The following is a 22,181-nucleotide window of genomic DNA, read 5'->3' on the forward strand; positions in this document are numbered from 1 at the left end:
TCAGGTAAAATAAACCGTTTTGCAATTAGCACTTTTGGAGACGCCTAAGTGGAGCGACCTACAATCAGCCCTGAACATTTACAAGAAGCGGCTGAAAATCTAGTAACCATTCGAGATTTTATTCGTTTTGGTGTAACTGCACTTCGTCAATACGACGCACACTTAGGACAAGGCACAGAAGATTATTTTGCAGAAAGCGCTGCACTGGTTTTGCAAACACTCTCACTTGAGTGGAAAGCTGACCCAGAAATTTTAGATGCTAAATTATTGCCAAGTGAAAAAGCTGAATTCTTGAGCTTATTGGAACGCCGTGTCAATGATCGGATTCCAACGTCTTATTTATTAAATCTTGCTTATTTCTTTAATAAGCCATTTTATGTCGATGAGCGTGTACTTATTCCTCGTTCACCAATTGCTGAATTGATTGAACAACGTTTTGCACCTTATTGCTTAGATGAAAATGGACAGATGCTTGAGGCAATCAATAGTTTGCCTGAAAATAAGAATCCTAAAACACCACAACGTATTTTAGATATGTGTACAGGTTCTGGTTGTATCGCAATTGCATTAGCTTATGCGTTCCCAGAGTCCGAAGTTGATGCAACTGATATTTCAAAAGAAGCATTGGAAGTCGCATCAATTAACGCTGAACATCATGATAAACAGTATCAAGTCGCTTTGCTTGAGTCTGATTTATTTGCAAAAATTCCTGCTGAAAACCAATATGACCTGATCATCAGCAATCCACCGTATGTGGATGCAGAAGATATGGCAGATTTACCAGAAGAATTCTTGCATGAGCCTGAGCTTGCATTGGCTGCTGGTCAGGATGGCTTGGATTTAGTTCGTAAAATGTTAGCGCAAGCGGCTGATTATCTCACTGAAGATGGTCTAATCGTTATTGAAGTTGGAAACTCAGAATGGGCAATGCGTCAAAACTTCAACACAGTTGATTTTCATTGGCTAACGTTCAAAAAAGGCGGTTCTGGGATTTTTGCATTAACAGCTGAACAATGCCGTCGTTATAAAGACGTATTTCAGCAATCCGTTCAAAACTAAGGGGCAAAAGCATGGCAGGGAATAGTATTGGGCAACTCTTTCGAGTGACAACATGTGGTGAATCACATGGTGTTGGCTTAATGGCAATTGTCGATGGTGTGCCGCCAGGTCTTGAACTTTGTGAAGAAGATTTGCAAAAAGATTTAGATCGCCGTAAACCGGGAACATCTAAGTTCGCCACGCAACGTAAAGAACCTGATCAAGTTGAAATTATTTCAGGTGTCTTCGAAGGTAAAACTACGGGCACACCGATTGGATTATTGATCCGTAATACAGATCAAAAATCTAAAGATTATGGCAATATCGCGCAAACTTTCCGTCCAGGTCATGCTGATTATACCTATACACAAAAATATGGCTTCCGTGACTATCGTGGTGGTGGTCGTTCAAGCGCACGTGAAACTGCAATGCGTGTTGCAGCGGGCGGGATTGCAAAAAAGTATTTAGCTGAAAAGTTTGGTATCAATATTCGCGGACATGTGACTCAAATCGGTAATGAAGTTGCAGAGAAACTAGATTGGGCTGAAGTTCCGAATAATCCATTTTTCTGTGGTGATGTCGATGCGGTTCCACGCTTTGAGCAACTGGTCACTTCTTTGCGTGAGCAAGGCACAAGCTGTGGTGCAAAGTTAGAGATCTTGGCAGAAAAAGTACCTGTGGGTTGGGGCGAACCTGTATTTGACCGTTTGGATGCTGATATTGCTCACGCAATGATGAGTATTAATGCAGTAAAAGGTGTGGAAATTGGAGATGGCTTTGCCGTTGCAGAACAGTTTGGCCATGAAACGCGTGATGAATTGACCACAGATGGTTTTCTTGCAAATCATGCAGGTGGGATTTTGGGTGGGATTTCGAGTGGTCAAACCATCCGTGTCGCCATTGCACTAAAACCGACAGCAAGTATTACCACACCGGGTAAAACCATTAATATTGAGCGTGAAAACACAGATGTGTTAACCAAAGGTCGTCATGATCCTTGTGTTGGCGTGCGAGCAACACCAATCGCAGAAGCAATGTTAGCTATTGTTTTAATGGATCATTTTTTACGTCACCGCGCACAAAATGCGGATGTAGTACCACCATTTAAACCAATTGAAGCTTAATTCATAAATTCGAAGCCACGCACATATTTGTTATGTGCGTGGCTTTTATCGTTTTGGGTGATGCTTAAACAATACGTTATAGCGCCTCAGAAATCACATTTTCTGAAGTCGAAATATGATACTGATTTCGACCATTACTCTTTGCAGTATATAAAGCATGATCCGCCTGAGCAATAAACCCTGACAGGCTATCATTTATATTAGGTGTCATGGTTGTCACACCGACACTAATGGTAACGTACTTAGAAACAGGACTTTTAGGATGGTTAATATTTATATTACGTACCACCTCCATCAGTCTCTTGACTTGTATCAATGCCTGTTCTTGGTCAGTCATTGAGAACAGGAGTAAAAACTCTTCTCCGCCATAGCGTGCGGCTAGATCACCACTTCTTGAGGTGAGCGAACCTAGTGATATCGCAATACGTCTTAAACATTGATCGCCTTGTATATGCCCCAAGGTATCGTTGTATGGTTTGAAGAAATCAATATCAATCATCATGATGGTGATGGGCATTTCATGGCGCATTGCGCGTTTCCATTCATTTTCAAGCACTTCATCTAAATAGCGACGATTTGCTAAACCCGTTAGAGCATCCTGTTGCGATAGAATAGATAGCTGTTGTGCTTGACGCATCAGCTCTAATCGATTTAATTCGATCATACAATTTTGTAAATAATTCTCTCGATGTTGGCGATCAGTGGCATAGGCGAGGGCCATACCTAAGAAACTGCTAAACGTATATGTCCTATTTAGAAAAGTCCAATCTATTGAACCATTTAACCATGTACTGGCAGCAACACCCACAAGACCGCCACACCAACCCGCAATGATCGCTGTGTAGAAACGCATCCCCACAAAACCATAGATAATGACCACTGCATACATCATTGCAGCATGAAATAATACGTTGTGTTGGCCTTGTTCCAATACGTTGATCAAAGTGAATGTAATGGCAACAGCACCTGTTGAACCTATACAGACATAATGATCGAACCACCGATTCATAACTGGAAGAAAGGAAAGTAACCATGCGAATAGGATAATAATACCCACCCACCCATAGTAGGCAATCCATTCAAGTCGCATGTCAGGTGGTAATACTTGATAAATACCGAAACTAAGAAAAAGGTACAGACCTAGAATGATGGGACCACGGTAACGAAACTCGTGTGCAGCCTCATTTCTATACTGATCTCGATAGATCGCTTCTAATTCTTTAGGAAACCAAACTAAATTTAGCCCGCGAGATATTAACAAGTCGATTTGTTCTTGTCCCAAGATATTGGAAGCTTTCAACTTCATTTTATCTCTCACCACTCCCAAAGATTTTTTATATAAGTCAGATATAGGTATTCTTTTTTACTACGTTACACTGAATTAAATAAAATGTGTATTAGATAATCAAAAAAACTCAATTTTTTGTCACAATGGCTTTTTTATGCTTAAAACTTACACTAATTCCGGGTTTTTAGAGTTTTTCAAGCAATCTAATAGAATGATTTCAATAAAAAAGATGATCGGTAAACAAAACAACTACAAATCGAAGAATGGTGATTGTATATTTAGGATATTAGGATACAATTTATAAAAAAGCAGCAATCATGGAATGTGATTGAGTCAAGTCATACGAAATAGGATGCATCGCAATGACTGCTATGAGTCAATATGGAACAAAACTGGAAATCAGCGCTCATTCTGGCTGGTCACAAAAGTTCTGGGATGAACTTTTACCTGCAAAAGAACGAGTTAGCAAACACCCATTATTTTTAGATATGGCTAGTGGTTCATTAAGCCTTGAATGTTTTCGTTCGGCATTATTGAACTTTTATCCTTTAGTTGCTCATTTTCCCTCATACATGGCTGGAACCTTGGCCAAAGCCACATCGTTCTCGCAGAACGGGGTCACAGAGACTCGTGATTGGCTGATTCAAAATATTAAAGTTGAAGAGCGCCATCTGAGTTGGTATCAGGATTGGGCAGGTGGTTTTGGGCTGACAGTTGAAATGCTAAATACGGTCAGACCACCCGCTGCGATGAATGCCGTCAATCATTTTTTATGGGATGTCAACTTTCGAGGTAGTTTAGCTGAAAGTATAGCCGCGACGAATCTTGCAATAGAATGGGCGACAGGGGATTGGAGCATACAAGTTTATAAAGGGGTGCAAAGTTACACCCAAAACCCAGAGGTCAATATCAATAAACGATCGCTGGCTTGGTTAAGAGCACATGCTCACTATGATGACCTACATCCTTATGAAGCAATGGAACTGATAAAGAGACTTTGTGATAAAGATCCTGACATGCAACGAAAAGCGTTCTTAGCTGCTCAAGAAGGTTTGGCTTATTATGAGCTTGCACTAGACGAATGTTATAAACTCCAACAGGCGAACAAATAAGAATTTAACAAATATAGAGACTGTGACTTTGCTTGGGGACTTAGTCGCAGTCTCTATTCTCATTTTTTAAGTAAGCGGATTCATTTTTTCATCAAAATTTTCTAATTGTGGAAATTCTAGCGCCTCTAAATCATCTAAGTTTTTAATATAGTCTTCAAAATTCATTAAAATATTTTGTCTATCTTCATTGCTGATATATGGGACATGATAAGCCATAAATGGCGGCAAAACTTCAAAACCAACGTAGGCGAGTGTGCCGCGTTGGATAGATGATAAATAATGTTCAATAGGGCCATGCACTGTGTTTTCACCAAACATGTTGCTGCGTCCGCCCAGAGTCAAACAAAGCATCGCTTTTTTCCCAGTCATGCCACCATGATTGTAGAAGCGCTTGCCTCCATAAAAAAGACCAGAAACAAAAACACGATCTATCCAACCTTTTAAAACGGCGGGAACCGATGTCCAGTACAATGGAAAGCTAAATAAAATCAGATCCGCACGTTTTACTTTTTCAATTTCGAGTTCAATATCTTTAGAAAATTGTTGTTGCTTCAGTGCATGACGTTGCTCAAGTGCATAATTGAAATATTCTGGTTGATTAAGCTGCTCAAAATCATCTTTTGATGCAATTGGATTGAAATTCATTTCATATAAATCTGAAACCTCAACGGTATAACCTAATTGCTCAAAAGTTTGTTGGGCCGTATTCTTTAGCGCCGCAGTAAAAGAAAGTTTCTCAGGATGTGCATGAACAAGCAAAACATTCATTGATCAATAACCTTAATATGTAAATTTTTAGATAGATCTACTATGCCTAAAAGCTAAAAAATGGCATAGTTCTAAAACCGCCAATATTTACCATTTCACGCCAAATGTAGCATCTAAAAGGATGAGTGATGAACCCTGAATTACCTGGCACATATGTCAATCTATTGGTAGATGTCGTTAAAAAGTGGGATATTTCTTCGGAACGGCTTTTGGCTGGGACAGGTATTTCCTCGCAAAAATTAAATGCTCCATTTTGGTATGTGGATTTCAATGTTTTTAATTACTTATTGGAAAAAGCAGCGCTACTTACAAAAGAGCCAGCAATAAGTTTATATCTTGCAAAAGAGATGAAAGTTTCTTGTTATGGACATGTTGGAATTGCAGCAACAGCATCAGAAACTCTGGGGGATGCAATAGAGGTTTTAGAGCAATTTATTGGCTTACATTGTTCGGTGTTTAAGCCTAGGCTTAAAATCGATGAAGAAATGGCGTATCTATATTTTAATCAGCCTTTACAACAGTTTAGGCTTAATACGCATGGTATTACGTTTTTAGTTTTTGGATTTGCACAAATATTAGAAAATTTAGCTCAACATAAACTAGAAATTATTTTTAGATTTCAGCAAGATAAACCTGTTTTTTATAAAGTGCTTAGAAAGTTTAATGAATTAAATGTGAGTTTTGGTCATAAAAATGACTGTCTAATCCTAAAAAAGGATGTGCTCGGTTTAGCTCTGAAAACGGCAGATACACTGGTGGCTCGGTTAACTAAACAGCAATGTAAACAAGACGTTCAGAACTTAACTTTAAAAAGAAGAAGTAAAAATAACGTGACATCAGTAGTAAAGGAGCTACTTTATGATGAGTTTGAGGGCTTTTTATCTTTAAAACAGGTCGCAGAGAAACTTCATATTTCAGAAAGGACACTACAACGACAATTAACGAATGAACAGACGGCATTCCAAATTCTTGCTGCCGAAGTACGTAGAAAGCATGCTGAGCATTTATTGAGACAACACCAGTTATCAATTGAACAGGTTTCTGAGCGTCTAGGCTATGCAGATATTTCTCATTTTTCCCGTGCTTTTAAAAAATGGACAAACGTCACACCTAAGTTTTATCGAGAAGTTGCTAAGGGTAATTTCTATTAAATATTTTAATCGATGTGAGTCGTAAGCAATGATCGCATTGGGTTTATACCTAAATTACGTGGGTGGTTAACCAACATGAATAACGGAATAATTATTACAACAATAACTTAGTATTGATTAATAATGGTTCAGTGCGTATAATGTATATTATGTTAAATAGAATATCCAAGACTTCAGACCGCTACTCGACTTGCGTATTAGTCGAGCCTACGCAAGTCTCTGTGGCTTGTTCTAATGAAATGCAACCCTATCAAACTTTTAAGATGATGGCTGCGTTGTTTTCTTATATCTGCTAAGGCTGTAATTTGTTTTTGCTGGAGTTTGTTATAGACACTAGCCTTTGCTAAATCATCATTTAATTGAGTTAATCTTTTTCTTTTAATATCTATATTTAAGCTGTAATTTTCTATGTTAATTACGTTTAAATTCCAACCCTCTCATTTTTCAACTAGCTCAGGTTATAATTATGGTCTCCAAAAATATGGTTGATCTATTATGAACGCCTCCAATGACCCTCTACACGGCAAAAAACTTGCTGACATTTTAGACGAATTATTGGATTACTACGGTGGCTTTGAAGGCTTAAGTCGTAAAATTGAAATTAGATGTTTTTGCATAGATCCAAGTGTTAAGTCATCATTACGATTCTTACGTACAACACCATGGGCACGTGAAAAAGTAGAAAGCTTATATTTGTATGTCTTACGCCAAAAAGCTAAACAGAAATCGTAGCTATCAGAATCCTAGCCTCAGCATAAACTACACTTATTGAATAGCTACTGATTTTGTAGACACCTTTTAATTAGTGGTGGACTGCCACCACTCTCCTAGAAAAATTTAGTCTATTCTTAAGATCTTTTTAGTAGGAAAAATAGCATTAGAGGGAGCACATGCACCCTCTTAAATTTTAAAACTTATGATGCAGCAGTTCTTTATATTTTATATTAAACAACCTTTTTTAGTGTTTAATTTTTAGTTCAGTGAAAGTTGTAATAGTCAAATTAAAACAATAATCATATTGTTTAATATGAAAAAAATAATTTAAAGTTAAATTATACTACTATTTCTACTACAAAAAATTAAACAAATAAAACGCCGTACAGCAAGCGTTGAATGAGACATTCACTGCTAGTTAATTTACTGTACGACATAAGAATAAATATCTGTTCAACAGTTTTATTTTTTAGTTTCCACGATAGGTTGAATAACCATAAGGGCTGAGTAACAACGGAATATGATAATGTTTAATCGTTCCATCCACTTTAAAGATCACAGGAACTTCTGGAAAAAAGGTCTGTTGCTTTTGTTGATTGAACCAAGCCTCAGTTTTAAAGGTCACTTTGTAAATCCCTTTTTCCAACGCTTTATTCTCAGGATATAGCGCAGTAATCCGCCCATTTTCACCCGTAAGTTTCTGATTCAGCTTAATCCACTGATCACCAAAGCTTTTCTCAAGAACAACTTCAACATTTGCTGAAGGTAAACCATTTTCTAAATTAAGAACATGGACACTCAATGGATTCTGTTCAGCAAATGCCGCTGAGCCGAGCAAGATAAGTGAACAAGGTAAGATTTTCTTTAACATCATAAACTCCTTAAAGATTTTTCAATATTTGAATGGCTGATGTAGCACAGTAATCATCGTTTTTAGCGCCGCCTGCACCAGCAACGCCAATTGCTCCGACCACTTGATTTTGGTATCGAATAGGTAATCCACCACCCAATAACAGCAGCTTAGACACAGTGGTTAAATTTTTTGCATCAGAATTGCTATTTGCTGTTTGACTCAAAGCTAAGGTTGCTGTTTTTGTTGATAATGCAGTAAATGCTTTTTGCTCTGCAGCATCTAAATTGTGTGGACCGACGGACTCATGGCGTTGTGCATAAAGTGTATTACCACCTTGATCAACGACTGCGACTGCAATATTTTGCTTGATATTTTTGCATACACGCTCAGCTTCACTGGCTAATACTTTGGCGGTTTGAAGATCCAACGAATAAACTTGCTTCAACTCCACAGAGTGTGCAACAGTGCTACTAAACAGTAATGTTAAACCAAGAATTTTAAGCTTATTCATATTGATTCCTGCCTGATATGATTTGAAAATCTTAAACAAATCCATTCCTCCACAGCATGACAATCACATTACAAAATTGTCATGTTCACAAAGAGTCTGAACAAAATGTGTATTCTGATTATCGAAGATGAAACGAAGATCGCGTCTTATTTAGTAAAAGGCTTAATTGAGTCAGGCTATGCTGCGGAATGCGTCCATTCAGGACTAGAAGGTTTGGAAAGATTAAAAATGAAATCATATTCTTTGGTGATTTTAGATGTAATGTTGCCTGATCTTGATGGTTGGGATGTGTTGAAAATACTTCGCCAATTTTCAAAGGTTCCCGTGATCTTTTTAACTGCAAAAGATCAGATTTTAGATCGTGTCAAAGGTTTAGAGCTGGGTGCAGATGATTATTTAGCAAAACCATTTTCCTATATCGAACTGCTTGCTCGTATCAAAAGTCTTTTAAGACGCCAACAATATAATCAAGAAAATGAACTCTCAATTGCTTCATTAAAGATGGATTTAACACAACACAAAGTATGGCGAGAAGATTCATTAATCGACCTCAGCAAAAAGGAATTTAACCTACTTCGATTTATGCTTCTGCACCAAGATGAAATTATTACGCGCCGCCAAATTGCCTCAGAAGTTTGGAATATTAACTTTGATACAGATACTAACTTTATTGATGTTGCTGTACGTCGCTTACGCAGCAAAATTGATGATGGACATGATTTAAAGTTAATTCATACGGTTCGGGGCTTAGGTTATAAGCTATCGGTTCAAACATGATGAATCATATCTTTCGCTCATTAGAATTGAGACTCACCCTACTGGTGACTTTTTGTAGTGCTCTAGTTTTATGCGTAGTGGCAATGATTAGTTATGTTGGGATTAATCAAATTTTAATTATCCAACAAGACCGTGCTCTGACAGATCGAATTGAACGACTCGAAATACTTCTACAAGATAGTGAAAATATCAATCAAATTGTTGCTCGCCCTAAGCTCTATCAAAATATGTTAGGCAACCAAGATAACTTGTTTATTTTAATGGATCACAAACAACGCCTGATTGATATTAATCCTTTGAATATTCCCCTTCCTCGATTGGCAACCTCAAGCAGCATCCAATTTACTGATTGGACTCAGACCGAACACCCAACACGCTTGTCATGGAAAACGATCAGCATCCATCAAAAGCCGTATGTGTTAATCGCTGGAAAGCAATGGTCTGAACGTCTCAATATTCTTGAGCCATTCCGTAATGGCTTATTGGTTTCAGTGAGCATAGGGATTGTAATGATCTTTATGTTGTCTGCTCTGGTTAGCCGTTTTGGATTAAGCACTTTAAGAAAACTACAACAACAAACTCAGGCAATCAATGTCCATCAATTGCAGCAAAGAATTCAGCTTGATCAAGCTCCATCAGAAATTGAACAACTGACAGCAGACATCAATACCATGCTGAACCGAATTGAAATCGGATACCAGCAACTCAATCGATTCTCAGAAGACATTGCGCATGAATTTCGTACTCCACTCAACAACCTGATTGGACAAACGGAAATCATGCTGATGGGTGAGCGTACAGATGAGCAATATAAAGAACTGCTGTATTCAAATTTAGAAGATTACCAACGTCTAAAACGTATGATTGATAGCATGCTGTTTCTTGCACGTGCAGATCGTCAGATGGTGATGTTAAATAAACAATGGGTGGATCTACCTAACTTGATTGAGACGATTTGTGACATCTTTGAGCATCAAGCCGAAGAACAAGCTTGCCAGTTTATTGTGCAATTAGAACAAACCCAAATATTGGCTGATCCAGAGTTATTACAACGAACGCTTTATAATTTAATTTCGAATGCACTGACACATGGTGGTTTGCAACGTCAGATTTATATTGGCAGTCGAAAAAAACAGCAAGATAGCTCAAGTCCCGCAACTAGTTTATATGTGATCACAAGTGATACGAGCATTGCAGATGAGCATCTTGATTCTCTATTTGAGCGCTTTTATCAATGCACATCAAGTCGCCATCAAAGCAGTCAAACTGGAGGTCTTGGTTTATCCATCGTTGCCTCAATTATGGCCCTTCATCAAGGTGAATATTTGGCCTACAACACACCAGATGGAATTTGCTTTGAACTTATTTTTCCTGATTTTTCTGAAAGCTAGTTTTCACCAAACTATTTAAGATAATTAAAATAACTACTAAATACTATCTCCCTACATATTCACCGCCCACCTAAAAACCAGTGTTTCCATAGCTTTGTCATATCCATGCCCCTCGTTATTTACAGTAATTTTTATAACCATGGCTTCATTACAATCATGTTTCTTAATAGCAGAGTTACCAACCTACTTTAATTGAAATGCAATGTTTTTATAAAGCTAAGTGTTATTATTAGACCCTGTTCAATATCATAATTCTCTTATGAAGAATACATTTTCTGACAACACTCAAATTGGCGTGGTTTCCACTTTTTCTGAATTGGTAAATTCCAGTTTTCAAGGCGATATGAATGCTATTTGCTGGTATAGAAATTTGGTCGGTGATTTTGAAGAAATTGTGTCTAAACTTGAGTTAAAAGAGAATGTTACGGAAGTTTTAGTTGAAGATGTTTTAGCATTGAAACTTTCGGAAAATGGCAATTTAGCAAGACAAATTATCTTAAAAGATATACAGCTATTGACTGTTTTTGGAGCATCGCCTTCGCTTAATTTAATTAAAAATTACGAACGGGATGAAGAACTAGATTTTATTTCAACAGATGTATATTCGTTTCATGTTGACCGATCACCTATCCCAACAGATACTTTTTTGTGCACCTATCATGGTTCTGCAAGTGATATCCTGCCCCATGATCAAGTTGAACAAAAGATTTTAATTCCAGAAATCAGGGAAAAACTTAAAAAATTACATGACGGTCCAGAAGCTGAATTTGAAAATTTTCTAGAAGAGTATTTCTTTGATCTGCATTATCAGCCTAAACCTAACACAAAACCTGTGAACTTAGGTTTAGGACATCTTTGGCGGCTGGCGGTAGATCATCCAACACAACAGGTCTTGCCTTGTGTTCATCGCGCTCCTGTTGAAATGGATGATGAATATAGACTGCTATTGATTTGTTAAGTATTTATTCGATATATAGATTGGCATTCCGAACTAAACGGCTGTATTGGACTTTTACAAGTTGATTACATAATCATACAAGTAAAAGTCCCTACTAGTTTCAGCGCAACTCGTTTCTTTAAATATCGCTATCTCGCTTGGGCTCAATCAAAGACTTTGTTGTTTTAGATGTTGTATTATTATATCGAACACCTAAACTCGCATATAAGTCATCTGCTGAAACCTCCATATCAAAACGTATTTTCTCGCGTTCCCTTATTTCCTGAGTAATATTGGAAGCTTCATTTTGACTTACTCCAGCTGCTTTTAGTGTCGCCTCACCAAAAAGCAAAGCAGATTCAAAGGTCTCTCTAATCTGAAAGTCTACATCAGCTTTAACTAATTGTAAGGAATGCTCTCTATCGTAGGCTCGCACAAGTACCTTAGCAAAAGGAAACTCATGTTTGATAAGCGTTACGATCTGATTTGCGGAATTTTTGTCGTCTATACAAACAGCAATAACTTGAGCATTACCAGCACCTGATGCATGTAAAATATCTAATCTTGCTCCATCGCCATAATAGACTTTAAAACCAATTTTTTCTGCATTCTTAATCATTTTAATATCACTATCAATAATGGTGACATCTAAACCATTTGCCAATAACGATTGACTCATTACCTGTCCAAAGCGACCAAAACCAATGATTAGTACACTACCATTAAGACCGTTGGCTTCATCAATACCATCTAAGTTTTCTTGATGACTTGGTTTATAGATTTTTTTGAAAATGATTCCAATCACAGGAGTCAATACCATAGATAAAACAACAATGGCCGTCAGGGTTGATTTAATTGTTTCATCAATCACATGAGCACTTGTTGCCGCAGCAAAAAGAACAAAAGCAAACTCTCCTCCTTGAGCCATCAGTAAGGCACGATCAAGCGCATCAGGGTGAGATGTTTTTGTAATACGAGCAACCACATAAATCATAAGTGCTTTGGCGGTCATCATTGCTACAACAGCACTGAGAATTAATTGCCAATTGTTTGCAACTACCGACAAATTAAGCGCCATTCCGACGCCAAGGAAAAACAACCCAAGTAGAATCCCGCGAAAAGGCTCAATGTCCGCTTCGATTTGATGTCTGAAAGTAGATTCTGATAACAATACACCTGCTAAAAAAGCCCCCATAGCCATAGATAGACCACTTACCTGCATCAACAATGCTGAACCTAACACAACGAGCAAGGCTGCGGCAGTCATTACCTCACGAGCTTTGGCGGCAGCCAACAACCTAAATAAAGGATTAAGAAGCCAATAGCCTGCAGCAATTAGCCCGGCAATTGCTATAATTCCTATACCAATTCCTTGCCAACGAGAGCTAACACTTTCTACTACTGGATCTGGCGACATGAATGCAACAATGGCTAAAAGAGGAACAATCAGTAAATCTTCGAACAATAATATGGCGACTATTTTTTGTCCTCGTGGTTGATTGATATCTCCCCGATCACCCAATAGTTGCATCACAATCGCTGTCGATGTTAATACAAAACCTGTCGCGGCAATGAATGCAATTTGCCAGCTAAAACCAAAAGCCAAACCAACGCCAGTCAATGCTAAAGAAGATAAGGTTATTTGGAATGCACCTAATCCGAAGATTTCTCGCCTTAAACTCCATAAATGTGATGGTTTCATTTCTAAACCAATCAAAAATAGATACATAACGATACCGAGTTCGGCGATATGTAATATTGAAGCTGAGTCTGAAAAGAAGGCAAGTCCAAAAGGACCAATTATGAGCCCAGCGGTAAGGTAACCCAGTACAGAGCCAAGCCCAATACGTTTAAAAATAGGTACAGCAATCACGGCTGCTGCCAATAGAATGACGGGGCTTAGCAAGCCAACGGAGTGGGCCTCTGCGGACATATTATGGTTCTCAAAAATAATTCGTAAAAAGGTCAAATACTTTTCTGAAATCTATTATTAAATACCTAATTTTAGAAAAATAAATCTGATCTGACCCACGAAAATTGGACGGTTTCATTAAGCAGCTTTATGTATGGAATCTTCCATCGAGAGCTGTTAATTATTAAATTTAGACTTATGCGATAAACTTAAGAATCAGTTGAGTAACTGTCGCATTGTATGGATGTGGCGCACATACCAAACAACAGTGCCCTGCAACATCGTATTTTGACCAATAATTAAAGTCTCAAATGCTACATAAAGCGCCATCGTCAGTGTTTGTGCGCCTAGAATCACATCAATTAATCTGCACTTTCCATAATGCTCTTTAGCTTTTCCACTTTGCCAGCATAAGGTGGATAACTCAATGAATCATCCATCGACTCACTGGTGTGGACTATCATGATTGGTTTGAAATGCGTAAAGGCTTTGAATGTTGCTTCACCAACATAATTACCCATGCCACTATTGCCTACACCACCAAATGGTAAATATCTCGATGCTGCGTGTTGCATACAATCGTTAATAGTAACGCCACCTGAACTGGTATGTGCAAGCACTAAATCTTGGCTTTTTTTGTCTTTACTAAAAAAATATAACGCCAAAGGTTTCTCTTTAGTCTTTTGAAGAGCGACCAGTTCTTTAATTGAATCAAAGGCAAGCACAGGCATAATAGGCCCAAAAATTTCTTCTTGCATAATCTCAGAATGTTCTGTGACATCATCTAAAATAGTTGGGGAAATATAACGTTTCGCTGCGTCTGTCTGTCCACCAAAAACCATCGTCCCATTATTGTTTAGTGATCTTACCAATCTTTCAAAGTTTCTTTGGTCGATAATAAAACCATAATCTTCACTTTGAGAAGCATCTTCGCCATAAAACTCCACGATGTATTTTTTGCAGAGTTCTATAAACTTCTCTTTGATGCTCGAATGTACATATACATGATCAACTGAAACACAAATTTGACCTGTGTTGAATAATTTCGCCCTAACTATACTCTTGGCAGCATGTTCTATATCAGCTGTTTCATCTACGATAGCAGGACTTTTCCCACCTAATTCTAAAATTGTTGGTGTTAAATGTTTAGCGGCTGCTAATTGAATAACTTTACCTACTCTTGGGCTACCTGTAAAAAATATAAGGTCAAATCGTTCTTCTAAGAAACGATTAATCATTTCCACATCTCCCAAAATACATTTGATGTAATTTGGCGAAAATGTAGTTTCTACAATTTCATTAATTACTTCTCCACAAGCAGCAGAAGTAGAAGAAGGTTTTACCACTGCTGTATTTCCAGCGGCTATTGCTCCAAGCAAAGGACCAAAAATTTGCCATGTCGGAAAATTCCAAGCACTCAAAATAAATGCTGTTCCTAAAGGTTCGGGTTTTAGGATACTTTCATTTGCCTTAAAAATTTCAGGCGATTTTACGTGCTTTTCTTTCGCCCAATCCCTTAGATTGTTTATCATGTTATTGAGTTCATCTAAAACCCAATTCAACTCAATTAAATACGTTTCCATTTCATTTCTGCCCATATCTTTTTTAGCGGCTTCAATGATTTTCGGTTGGTATTTTATAAAACTTGTTTTTAGTTTTTCTAATTGCTCTAATCTAAAATCTAGATCCAATGTTTCGCCTGAAAGAAAATACGATCTTTGGCTATCTAATAAACTCTTAATCTGTTCTTGATTCATCTTTATGCCTCATAATGTTAGTTCTTAAATAATTTTTTAGCTTTTATAAGTAAAAACGTGGAAAAAATAACCACGTTTTTACAAAAAATTATAATGCTGCTGTTGGTCGTACAACTATTTCACTCGTATCAACATCTTCGGGTTGATTAATAACGTGTGCGATAGCATTGGCAATCGCTTCTGGCTTAAGAGCAATATTACGATAACCTTCCATAGCTTCAGCTGCGGCAGAATCTGTAATGGTTTTCGCAAGTTCCGACTCAACCACTCCTGGATAAACACACGTTACGCGAAGCTCTTTATGTTCTTGACGCAATCCATCAGAAATGGCACGTACAGCATATTTTGTCGCACAATATACGGCTCCTGTAGGAATGACATATAAGCCACCTATAGAAGAAATATTAATAATTTGACCATTTCCTTGCTTTTGCATAATAGGAAGTACGGCTGCTACGCCATAAAGTACACCGCGAATATTTACATCTATCATGGCATCCCATTCATCTACTTTAAGAGATGCCATTGGTGACAGTGGCATAATACCTGCGTTATTGATAATGACGTCAATTCGACCAAATTGATGTATCGCAAAATCAGCAAACGCCTGAACATCATCTTTTTGGGTGACATCTAAAGGACGATATTCGACTTTACACCCTTCAGAACCGAGTTCATCAGCCAGTACTTTTAGTTTATCGGTACGACGAGCACCAATCAGTAAGGTATGCCCTTGACGAGCAAGAACTCTAACAGTGGCTTCACCAATACCACTACTTGCACCTGTAACAATAATAATTTTTGATTGGATTGTTTTTGACATGTATTGAAACCTCTAAAACCGTAAAGATGAACTTAAATGCATTAAAAACCTAAAATTATCCTATATACAAAGGGTCGAAGCTTTAAGACCTATTCGTATTCAATGCTTGCCTAAAAGTAATCAATAACTTGCTTAAAGAAAAAATTACTCGTATTTTTAATTATTTAAAACTGGATGTGGAATTCAAGAATGAGCACTAACTTCACCCTTAATTCACAGCAGCGAATGTTGTCTTTAATAAATCAGTTAGCTTCTTCGGAAGGGTTTACAGAGTCATTGCTTAAAAATGTCACATTTATTCGTTCGAATAGTGCATTGACATGCATGTCGACCTTCTATGAGCCTAGTATTGTAATTATTTTACAAGGACGTAAATGCGGTTTTTATAATGATAAACAATATATTTATGATGCTAATAATTATCTTGTGGTCTCTATTCCTTTGCCTTTTAATGTTGAGGCAGAAGCAACGGCTGATAACCCTTTGCTAGGTATTATACTCCACATTGATCCCTTGATATTGACCGAACTTATAACAAATCTTCCTGTAGACTCTGTGCCATCTAGCTCTCCTCCTAGTGCGTTATATTCTAGTCCTGTAGATGAAAATTTTGAAAATGCAGTATTTCGTTTGATAAAGTCACTAACCTCTCCTATTGATGCTAAAGTTTTAGGACCTTCTATATATAGAGAAATTCTTTATAGAGTTCTTAGCAATGAACAAGGAAATGGACTTAGAGAAGTTTTATTAAGGAATAGTAGTTTTGGTAAGATTGCTAACGCGTTACAGTACATTCATTCAAATTATGATAAGAAAATAGATGTTAGCACTTTAGCAATACAGACTAACCTTAGTATTCCTGCTTTTCATATGTATTTTAAAACAGTCACTTCTACCTCCCCAATTCAATATATCAAGGCTATACGATTACATAAATCAAGATTAATGATGGTCAGACAAGGCGTAAGTGCTGAAAGCGCTGCAAGAAAAGTTGGATATGAAAGTGCTTCTCAATTTAGCAGAGAATTTAAACGTCTATTTGGTCGTAGTCCAATAGAAGAAGTAAGAAACTTAAAAACAGTTTTATCTCTTTCCACATCCAACCCCGATGGCTAAAAAACCTTTAATTATATATATTTATGTTGAGATTAAAGTTAACTGAATTATTCAGGGTGTAGCAATACCTGAATCAAATCAAAAACTCACATTCCAAGACAACTGCGCGGTACGTGGCGCACCAAGGAATAAATAATCATCCCCAAAGAAGCTACCTGCATCTCGCCAGTATTTTTTATTGAATACATTATCAACATTAAATCTCAAAGTATTGTCATACCCATAAGCACGGAAGTTATAGGCAGTGCCGACATTAAATACTGTATAACCAGATACTTTCGCTGTACCTGATTTATTGGCGTATTTACTACTGCTGTATTGCATGCCTGTTAACAAGCGTAATCCATCTACTTGTGGCACTTGATAAGACAAATAACTGGCGAAACGTACTTTCGGTACATTTTGAGTTTGATGCCCTTGATAATCTGAGACATTTATATCCTTCAAGCGTGAACGAGTAAGCGCTAAAGTCGATATCATGTCTAGGCTCTGCCCTAGCCGCCCTTGTACGCCTAATTCCAAGCCAAGGTTGTGTTGTTGACCATTGGCGACAAAATCATTTGAAATATCGGTATATTGATTATCTTGTTTCAAATCAAATAATGCAGCAGTGAACAGCAAATTCTGCACTTGTTGTTTAATCCCCAATTCATACTGGGTGGATTTTATAGGTGCTAAAGTTGCGTAGGCATTATTGGCAAACCACGGTGCTTGTCCACCATCGCTCAAGCCTTTGGCATAAGACGCATAGAGATGGGTATTTTCCCAAGGCTGAAACATCAGCGCGAACTGAGGCAAGAATCGGTTTAAGTCCGTATCACGGATAGTATTAGCTTCAGCATCATAAGCTTTTTCATCTAAATGCAGCAGTTTTCCACCCACTAAAACTGACCAAGTATTATTAAAATCAATCTGATCGAGCAAGTTGAGTGCGGTTTGCTGACTATCTAAAGATTTATATCGATTACCTAGAGCTACATTTGTAGGCTCATAGTTTACTGTATTGCTGTAGATGTTACCTGTGCCCACCAGCTCATTCATTGCATCATATTGGGCACGGCGTTTGTAGGTCTGTGACAATTCAACATTCAGCTTATGTTGCCAAGATCCCGTATTAAATTTACCGTTTAATCCTGCTTTAAATTGATTGGTTAGGTAGCTGTCATCAGGGCTGCGGAAATCATAAATATCATAATTGCCATTTTGGTCAAAACTATTGCCTAAGCCTGTAGTCTGACATATATCACTGTAGCAACCCCATGGAAATGCCGAATAATCATCGACCACGACACGACTTTGTGATGCAGACAGGTTTGCAGTCCAATGATCATTGATTTGTTGACTATACTTTAAGCTGGCATTGAGGCTTTCATTGGTGACAGGTTTACTCCAGCTTTGATAGCCAAGCAAGCGATCCCATTCAACGCCAGTAGGTACGGTTTTTCCATCAAGTAACTGATAACCAGCAACAGAACGTTGACGTTGGCGCTGTGATTCGATATCAAATTCTAGTTTTGAATGATCTGAAATGTTCCAGTCTAAAGCCAGCGAACCAAATAAACGCTTACCATCGGTATGTTCAACATAAGGATGGATTTCTTCTGTAGCCAGATTAACTCGATAGCCAAATTGCTGGTCTTCACTGATGAAACCACCCAAGTCAGTCGCGACACGATGACCGCCATGACTGTCTGCTTCAACTGTAATGGAACGAATCTCTTTCGGACGTTTAGTCACATAGTTGACTACGCCGCCAGGTGTTGACATACCACTTTGAATTGCGCTTATGCCTTTTAGGATTTCGACTTGTTCTTTATTTTCAAGCGCTACATTTTGTTCACCTCGTAGGAGGTTACCATTCAGTAAATAACTCGAACCGAGATTTAAAGAAAAGCCACGCATGACAAAGTTTGGATAGTAGCCAATTGGTGCATAACCATCACCGACTGCCGCATCATTTTTTACGACATCGGTGAGTGTTTTTGCATGCTGATCTGCAATGCGTTCTGCTGTGACTGTGTTGATGGATGCAGGAATTTCTATAAGATTTTGCTGAGTAAAACCCGATAAATTCACTTTTGGCTGGTGGTATATGGGTTGTTCTACTTGTGCAGCCACGGTAATGGTCGGGAGACGTGGTGTATTATTTTCATTTTCTGCATGTACGACTGTTGAGCTAAGCCCTAGACATGAAAATGAGCCAACTGCCAGTATTGCTTTTTGTAAACGAGAAAATGGATATGTTTTCACAGTCGTTGCCTAACCCCAAAAGATAATCTTACAGCCTGAATTTTATGGGATGAGTATTCACAATTTTGTTGGATTGAACAAGCATATTCCCTTACATATCTCAGATTTGTTGAATTATCTTCATCAAACTTTATTCAGATTTCCGACAAAGGAAAATTCCTGAGTCTTTCAAAGCATGCTACTATTTCAAAAATGACAATACATCATGTCAAATTAAAAGAAGGAATTGAGATGCTAAAAATGCAACAAGTCAAGATAACCCAAGAATTCAATGCACCTGTCGAAAAGGTTTTCGCGACCCTCAGTGAGCACGAAAATCTAAATAAAATTTTCGCACCAGCAAAAGTGACTCGTCTCAGTGATGGCAAGGATGCGCGTAATGGCGTGGGTTCAGCACGTAAGTTATCTATTCCATTGACACCATCATTTGTCGAAACAAATTTGGTCTACATCGAAAATGAACGGATTGAATATGCCATTACCAGTGGCATTGCACCGATCAAAGATCATCGCGGTGTGATGAAGTTTACTGATCTTGGCAATAACCGTAGTCGTTTGGATTATACGATTATGTTTAAAGGTCGAGTTCCGTTTATTGGCGCAATCATTAAAGTTGCACTACAAAATGGTGTGAGCCGTGGGCTTAAGAAATTAAAAGTTTAATTTTAGAGAAAACAGAATTTTTCTAATTTTTGAATCAAACTCCCCTATTTTCTGATGGTGGGAGTTTTTATTGAGTCTATTTATCCACCATTCTTTGAAAAAACAATTCCTAAAATAACATTCAGCTCATTTTTACGATACATTATTGCCTTGGATGGGTTTAATTCAAGGAAAGACATGACACTTAAGCAATTAAAAGCCTTTTTGGCACTTGCTCGTACCTTAAATTATGCCAATGCTTCTCTTGAGTTACACCTGAGTCAATCTGCCCTGAGTCTTTCCATTAAAAGTCTAGAAGAAGAATTAGGCGGTAAGTTGTTTAATCGAAATACACGCCGTGTTGAATTGTCTCAGGAAGGAAAATCACTGATCCCCTATGCAAAAAAATTACTCGCAAATTGGGATGAGATGGAAAATGATGTCAAACAGCGCTTTAAATTGAACCGCGGCACATTAAGCATTGCTTCAATGCCATTTGTCACCCATGCAATCTTGCCCGAGGTGATTCATGCGTTCTTATCGCTTCATCCAAACCTCAACTTTTCCATCCATGATATTCCGAATGAAACTATTATTGAAAAAGTGCAAGATGGTATTTTTGAGTTAGGAATATGTTTTGAACCTGATCTGACTGAAGGTCTAGAATTTAAACCTTTATTTGAGGAAGATTTCCTCGCTTTATTGCCTAAAAATCATGCCTTAGCTGGTTCTGCCTCTATCACTTGGCAACAACTTTTTTCTAATCCTTTTATTACCCTACAAAAGCCATCAATCGTCCGTCATTTGATTGAACAGAATTGCTTGCGCAACAATATGACATTGGATCTAAAAATCGAATGTCATCAAATTTCTTCTCTTTCAAGCTTTGTTGCTCTCGGCATAGGTGTGAGTGCGATTCCGCGTCATTTTGCCAAACATATCGATTTAGAACAAAATGTTTTGCTTGAGTTACAAGCTGACACCATCCATAAAACAGTGGGAATCATCTATAAAAAGAATTTTGAAATATCCAATATTTCAGAGCAATTTATTGAAACTCTAGTCAATCATAAATTTTAAATTATTAATAACTCAGCAACTCTATTTCTAATGATATTTTTGATAAATATAATTTTATTAATATAAAACAAACGATTGCTATGTTTAGTGCAGTTTTCATGACGGTTTTCTATTTTATCTAAATTGTTATTTATTAATTTTTCTCATTAATCCTTAAGAAAAATCAACTTCTATACCCTAAAGCCAAGTGCTAATAATAAAGATACTAAGGGATAGTAGGAAAACAAGAGAATGAATAAGGTTTATAGCAGCGCAGAGGCAGCGCTCAAAGATGTGATTGCCAATGACCAAACACTTGCTGTGGGCGGTTTTGGACTATGTGGGATTCCTGAAAAATTAATTGTGGCGGTTAAACAAAGCGGTGCAACGGGTCTGACTTGTATTTCTAATAATGCAGGTGTGGATGACTTTGGTTTAGGTATTTTATTGCAAACAAAACAAATCAAAAAAATGATCTCCTCTTATGTAGGAGAAAATAAAGAATTTGAACGCCAATATCTCAATGGTGAACTTGAAGTCGAACTTACCCCTCAAGGTACTTTGGCTGAGAAATTACGTGCTGGTGGCGCTGGGATTCCTGCTTTTTATACCCAAACAGGTGTAGGCACATTGATCGCTGAAGGTAAAGAGCAGCGTAACTTTAACGGTAAAAACTATATTTTAGAAGAATCACTTACGGCTGATGTTGCGTTGGTAAAAGCTTATAAAGCCGACAAAGCAGGTAATTTGGTGTTCCGTAAAACCGCGCAGAATTTTAATCCTGAGTGTGCAATGGCTGGAAAAATCACCATCGCTGAAGTTGAACATGTTGTCGAGATTGGTGAATTAGATCCTGATGAGATTCATTTGGCGGGCATCTATGTAAATCGCATTATCTTGAATGCTTCACCTGAAAAACGTATCGAACAAAAAACCTTAAGCATGGAGGCAGTATAAA

General features: G+C 37.7%; 20 protein-coding genes and 1 pseudogene. 12 read left to right on the plus strand and 9 right to left on the minus strand.

The features are described 5' to 3' along the window. Positions 1-48: 48 nt before the first annotated feature. Together prmB and aroC are read left to right on the plus strand one after the other, a co-directional pair. Entirely contained in the window at positions 49-1,059 is a 1,011-nt protein-coding gene (prmB, locus tag MMO38_RS02540; protein WP_005196983.1) for a 50S ribosomal protein L3 N(5)-glutamine methyltransferase, read from the plus strand. 11 nt (positions 1,060-1,070) lie between these two features. After that, positions 1,071-2,162, plus strand: a complete 1,092-nt coding sequence (gene aroC, locus MMO38_RS02545; protein ID WP_005196982.1) for a chorismate synthase — start codon at positions 1,071-1,073, stop codon at positions 2,160-2,162. A gap of 76 nt (positions 2,163-2,238) precedes the next feature. On the opposite strand, the gene MMO38_RS02550 is transcribed toward aroC, so the two are convergent. Next, positions 2,239-3,468 (minus strand): GGDEF domain-containing protein, encoded by a 1,230-nt coding sequence (locus MMO38_RS02550; protein WP_241322420.1) that lies wholly within the window; start codon positions 3,466-3,468, stop codon positions 2,239-2,241. Between the two features lie 344 nt (positions 3,469-3,812). Here MMO38_RS02550 and MMO38_RS02555 point away from each other — a divergent pair, with 344 nt between their 5' ends. Then, positions 3,813-4,562 (plus strand): iron-containing redox enzyme family protein, encoded by a 750-nt coding sequence (locus MMO38_RS02555; RefSeq protein ID WP_241322421.1) that lies wholly within the window; start codon positions 3,813-3,815, stop codon positions 4,560-4,562. Positions 4,563-4,628: 66 nt separating this feature from the next. On the opposite strand, the gene MMO38_RS02560 is transcribed toward MMO38_RS02555, so the two are convergent. Next, positions 4,629-5,330 (minus strand): NAD(P)H-dependent oxidoreductase, encoded by a 702-nt coding sequence (locus MMO38_RS02560; protein WP_241322422.1) that lies wholly within the window; start codon positions 5,328-5,330, stop codon positions 4,629-4,631. A 128-nt stretch (positions 5,331-5,458) separates the two neighbouring features. On the opposite strand from MMO38_RS02560, the gene MMO38_RS02565 reads away from it, so the two are divergent. Then, positions 5,459-6,481 (plus strand): response regulator transcription factor, encoded by a 1,023-nt coding sequence (locus tag MMO38_RS02565; protein ID WP_241322423.1) that lies wholly within the window; start codon positions 5,459-5,461, stop codon positions 6,479-6,481. Between the two features lie 281 nt (positions 6,482-6,762). On the opposite strand, the pseudogene MMO38_RS02570 reads toward MMO38_RS02565, so the two are convergent. Next, a pseudogene (locus MMO38_RS02570) lies at positions 6,763-6,876 on the minus strand (DUF4145 domain-containing protein); the annotation flags it as partial. Positions 6,877-6,976: 100 nt separating this feature from the next. On the opposite strand from MMO38_RS02570, the gene MMO38_RS02575 reads away from it, so the two are divergent. Further along, positions 6,977-7,213, plus strand: coding sequence for a VF530 family protein (locus MMO38_RS02575; RefSeq protein WP_003651786.1), 237 nt, complete (start codon positions 6,977-6,979; stop codon positions 7,211-7,213). 451 nt (positions 7,214-7,664) lie between these two features. Here MMO38_RS02575 and uraH read toward each other — a convergent pair whose 3' ends face one another. Both uraH and MMO38_RS02585 read right to left on the minus strand, forming a co-directional pair. Then, a complete protein-coding gene (uraH, locus tag MMO38_RS02580; RefSeq protein WP_241322424.1) occupies positions 7,665-8,066 on the minus strand; it encodes a hydroxyisourate hydrolase in 402 nt (133 codons plus the stop codon). A 10-nt stretch (positions 8,067-8,076) separates the two neighbouring features. Further along, positions 8,077-8,559 (minus strand): heme-binding protein, encoded by a 483-nt coding sequence (locus MMO38_RS02585; RefSeq protein ID WP_241322425.1) that lies wholly within the window; start codon positions 8,557-8,559, stop codon positions 8,077-8,079. Between the two features lie 105 nt (positions 8,560-8,664). Between MMO38_RS02585 and MMO38_RS02590 the strand changes: the two genes are divergently transcribed. The 3 genes from MMO38_RS02590 to MMO38_RS02600 all read left to right on the plus strand — a co-directional run bounded on the left by MMO38_RS02590 (position 8,665) and on the right by MMO38_RS02600 (position 11,685). Then, a complete protein-coding gene (locus tag MMO38_RS02590) occupies positions 8,665-9,336 on the plus strand; it encodes a heavy metal response regulator transcription factor (protein WP_241322426.1) in 672 nt (223 codons plus the stop codon). Then, entirely contained in the window at positions 9,333-10,727 is a 1,395-nt protein-coding gene (locus MMO38_RS02595) for a heavy metal sensor histidine kinase (protein WP_241322427.1), read from the plus strand. Before MMO38_RS02590 ends, MMO38_RS02595 begins: the two co-directional genes overlap by 4 nt. A 259-nt stretch (positions 10,728-10,986) precedes the next feature. Then, positions 10,987-11,685, plus strand: coding sequence for a DUF1826 domain-containing protein (locus tag MMO38_RS02600; protein WP_241322428.1), 699 nt, complete (start codon positions 10,987-10,989; stop codon positions 11,683-11,685). A 118-nt stretch (positions 11,686-11,803) separates the two neighbouring features. Here MMO38_RS02600 and MMO38_RS02605 read toward each other — a convergent pair whose 3' ends face one another. The 3 genes from MMO38_RS02605 to MMO38_RS02615 form a co-directional block, all read right to left on the minus strand. Further along, on the minus strand, positions 11,804-13,597 hold the full coding sequence (locus MMO38_RS02605; RefSeq protein WP_241322429.1) for a monovalent cation:proton antiporter-2 (CPA2) family protein: 1,794 nt from the start codon (positions 13,595-13,597) through the stop codon (positions 11,804-11,806). 341 nt (positions 13,598-13,938) lie between these two features. Continuing rightward, positions 13,939-15,333, minus strand: a complete 1,395-nt coding sequence (locus tag MMO38_RS02610) for an aldehyde dehydrogenase family protein (protein WP_241322430.1) — start codon at positions 15,331-15,333, stop codon at positions 13,939-13,941. Positions 15,334-15,421: 88 nt separating this feature from the next. Continuing rightward, a complete protein-coding gene (locus tag MMO38_RS02615) occupies positions 15,422-16,156 on the minus strand; it encodes an SDR family oxidoreductase (RefSeq protein WP_241322431.1) in 735 nt (244 codons plus the stop codon). Between the two features lie 189 nt (positions 16,157-16,345). Between MMO38_RS02615 and MMO38_RS02620 the strand changes: the two genes are divergently transcribed. Then, a complete protein-coding gene (locus MMO38_RS02620; RefSeq protein WP_241313780.1) occupies positions 16,346-17,272 on the plus strand; it encodes an AraC family transcriptional regulator in 927 nt (308 codons plus the stop codon). A 78-nt stretch (positions 17,273-17,350) separates the two neighbouring features. Here the strand turns inward: MMO38_RS02620 and MMO38_RS02625 are convergent, their stop codons facing one another. After that, on the minus strand, positions 17,351-19,522 hold the full coding sequence (locus tag MMO38_RS02625) for a TonB-dependent siderophore receptor (protein ID WP_241322432.1): 2,172 nt from the start codon (positions 19,520-19,522) through the stop codon (positions 17,351-17,353). 231 nt (positions 19,523-19,753) lie between these two features. Between MMO38_RS02625 and MMO38_RS02630 the strand changes: the two genes are divergently transcribed. The 3 genes from MMO38_RS02630 to MMO38_RS02640 all read left to right on the plus strand — a co-directional run bounded on the left by MMO38_RS02630 (position 19,754) and on the right by MMO38_RS02640 (position 22,180). Beyond that, entirely contained in the window at positions 19,754-20,185 is a 432-nt protein-coding gene (locus MMO38_RS02630) for an SRPBCC family protein (RefSeq protein WP_004671119.1), read from the plus strand. Positions 20,186-20,362: 177 nt separating this feature from the next. After that, positions 20,363-21,244, plus strand: a complete 882-nt coding sequence (locus MMO38_RS02635) for a LysR family transcriptional regulator (RefSeq protein WP_241322433.1) — start codon at positions 20,363-20,365, stop codon at positions 21,242-21,244. 231 nt (positions 21,245-21,475) lie between these two features. After that, positions 21,476-22,180, plus strand: coding sequence for a CoA transferase subunit A (locus MMO38_RS02640; protein ID WP_241322434.1), 705 nt, complete (start codon positions 21,476-21,478; stop codon positions 22,178-22,180). The last annotated feature ends 1 nt before the right edge of the window (position 22,181 follow it).

It is taken from the genome of Acinetobacter sp. NIPH 1852, assembly GCF_022549455.1.
Classification (GTDB): domain Bacteria; phylum Pseudomonadota; class Gammaproteobacteria; order Pseudomonadales; family Moraxellaceae; genus Acinetobacter.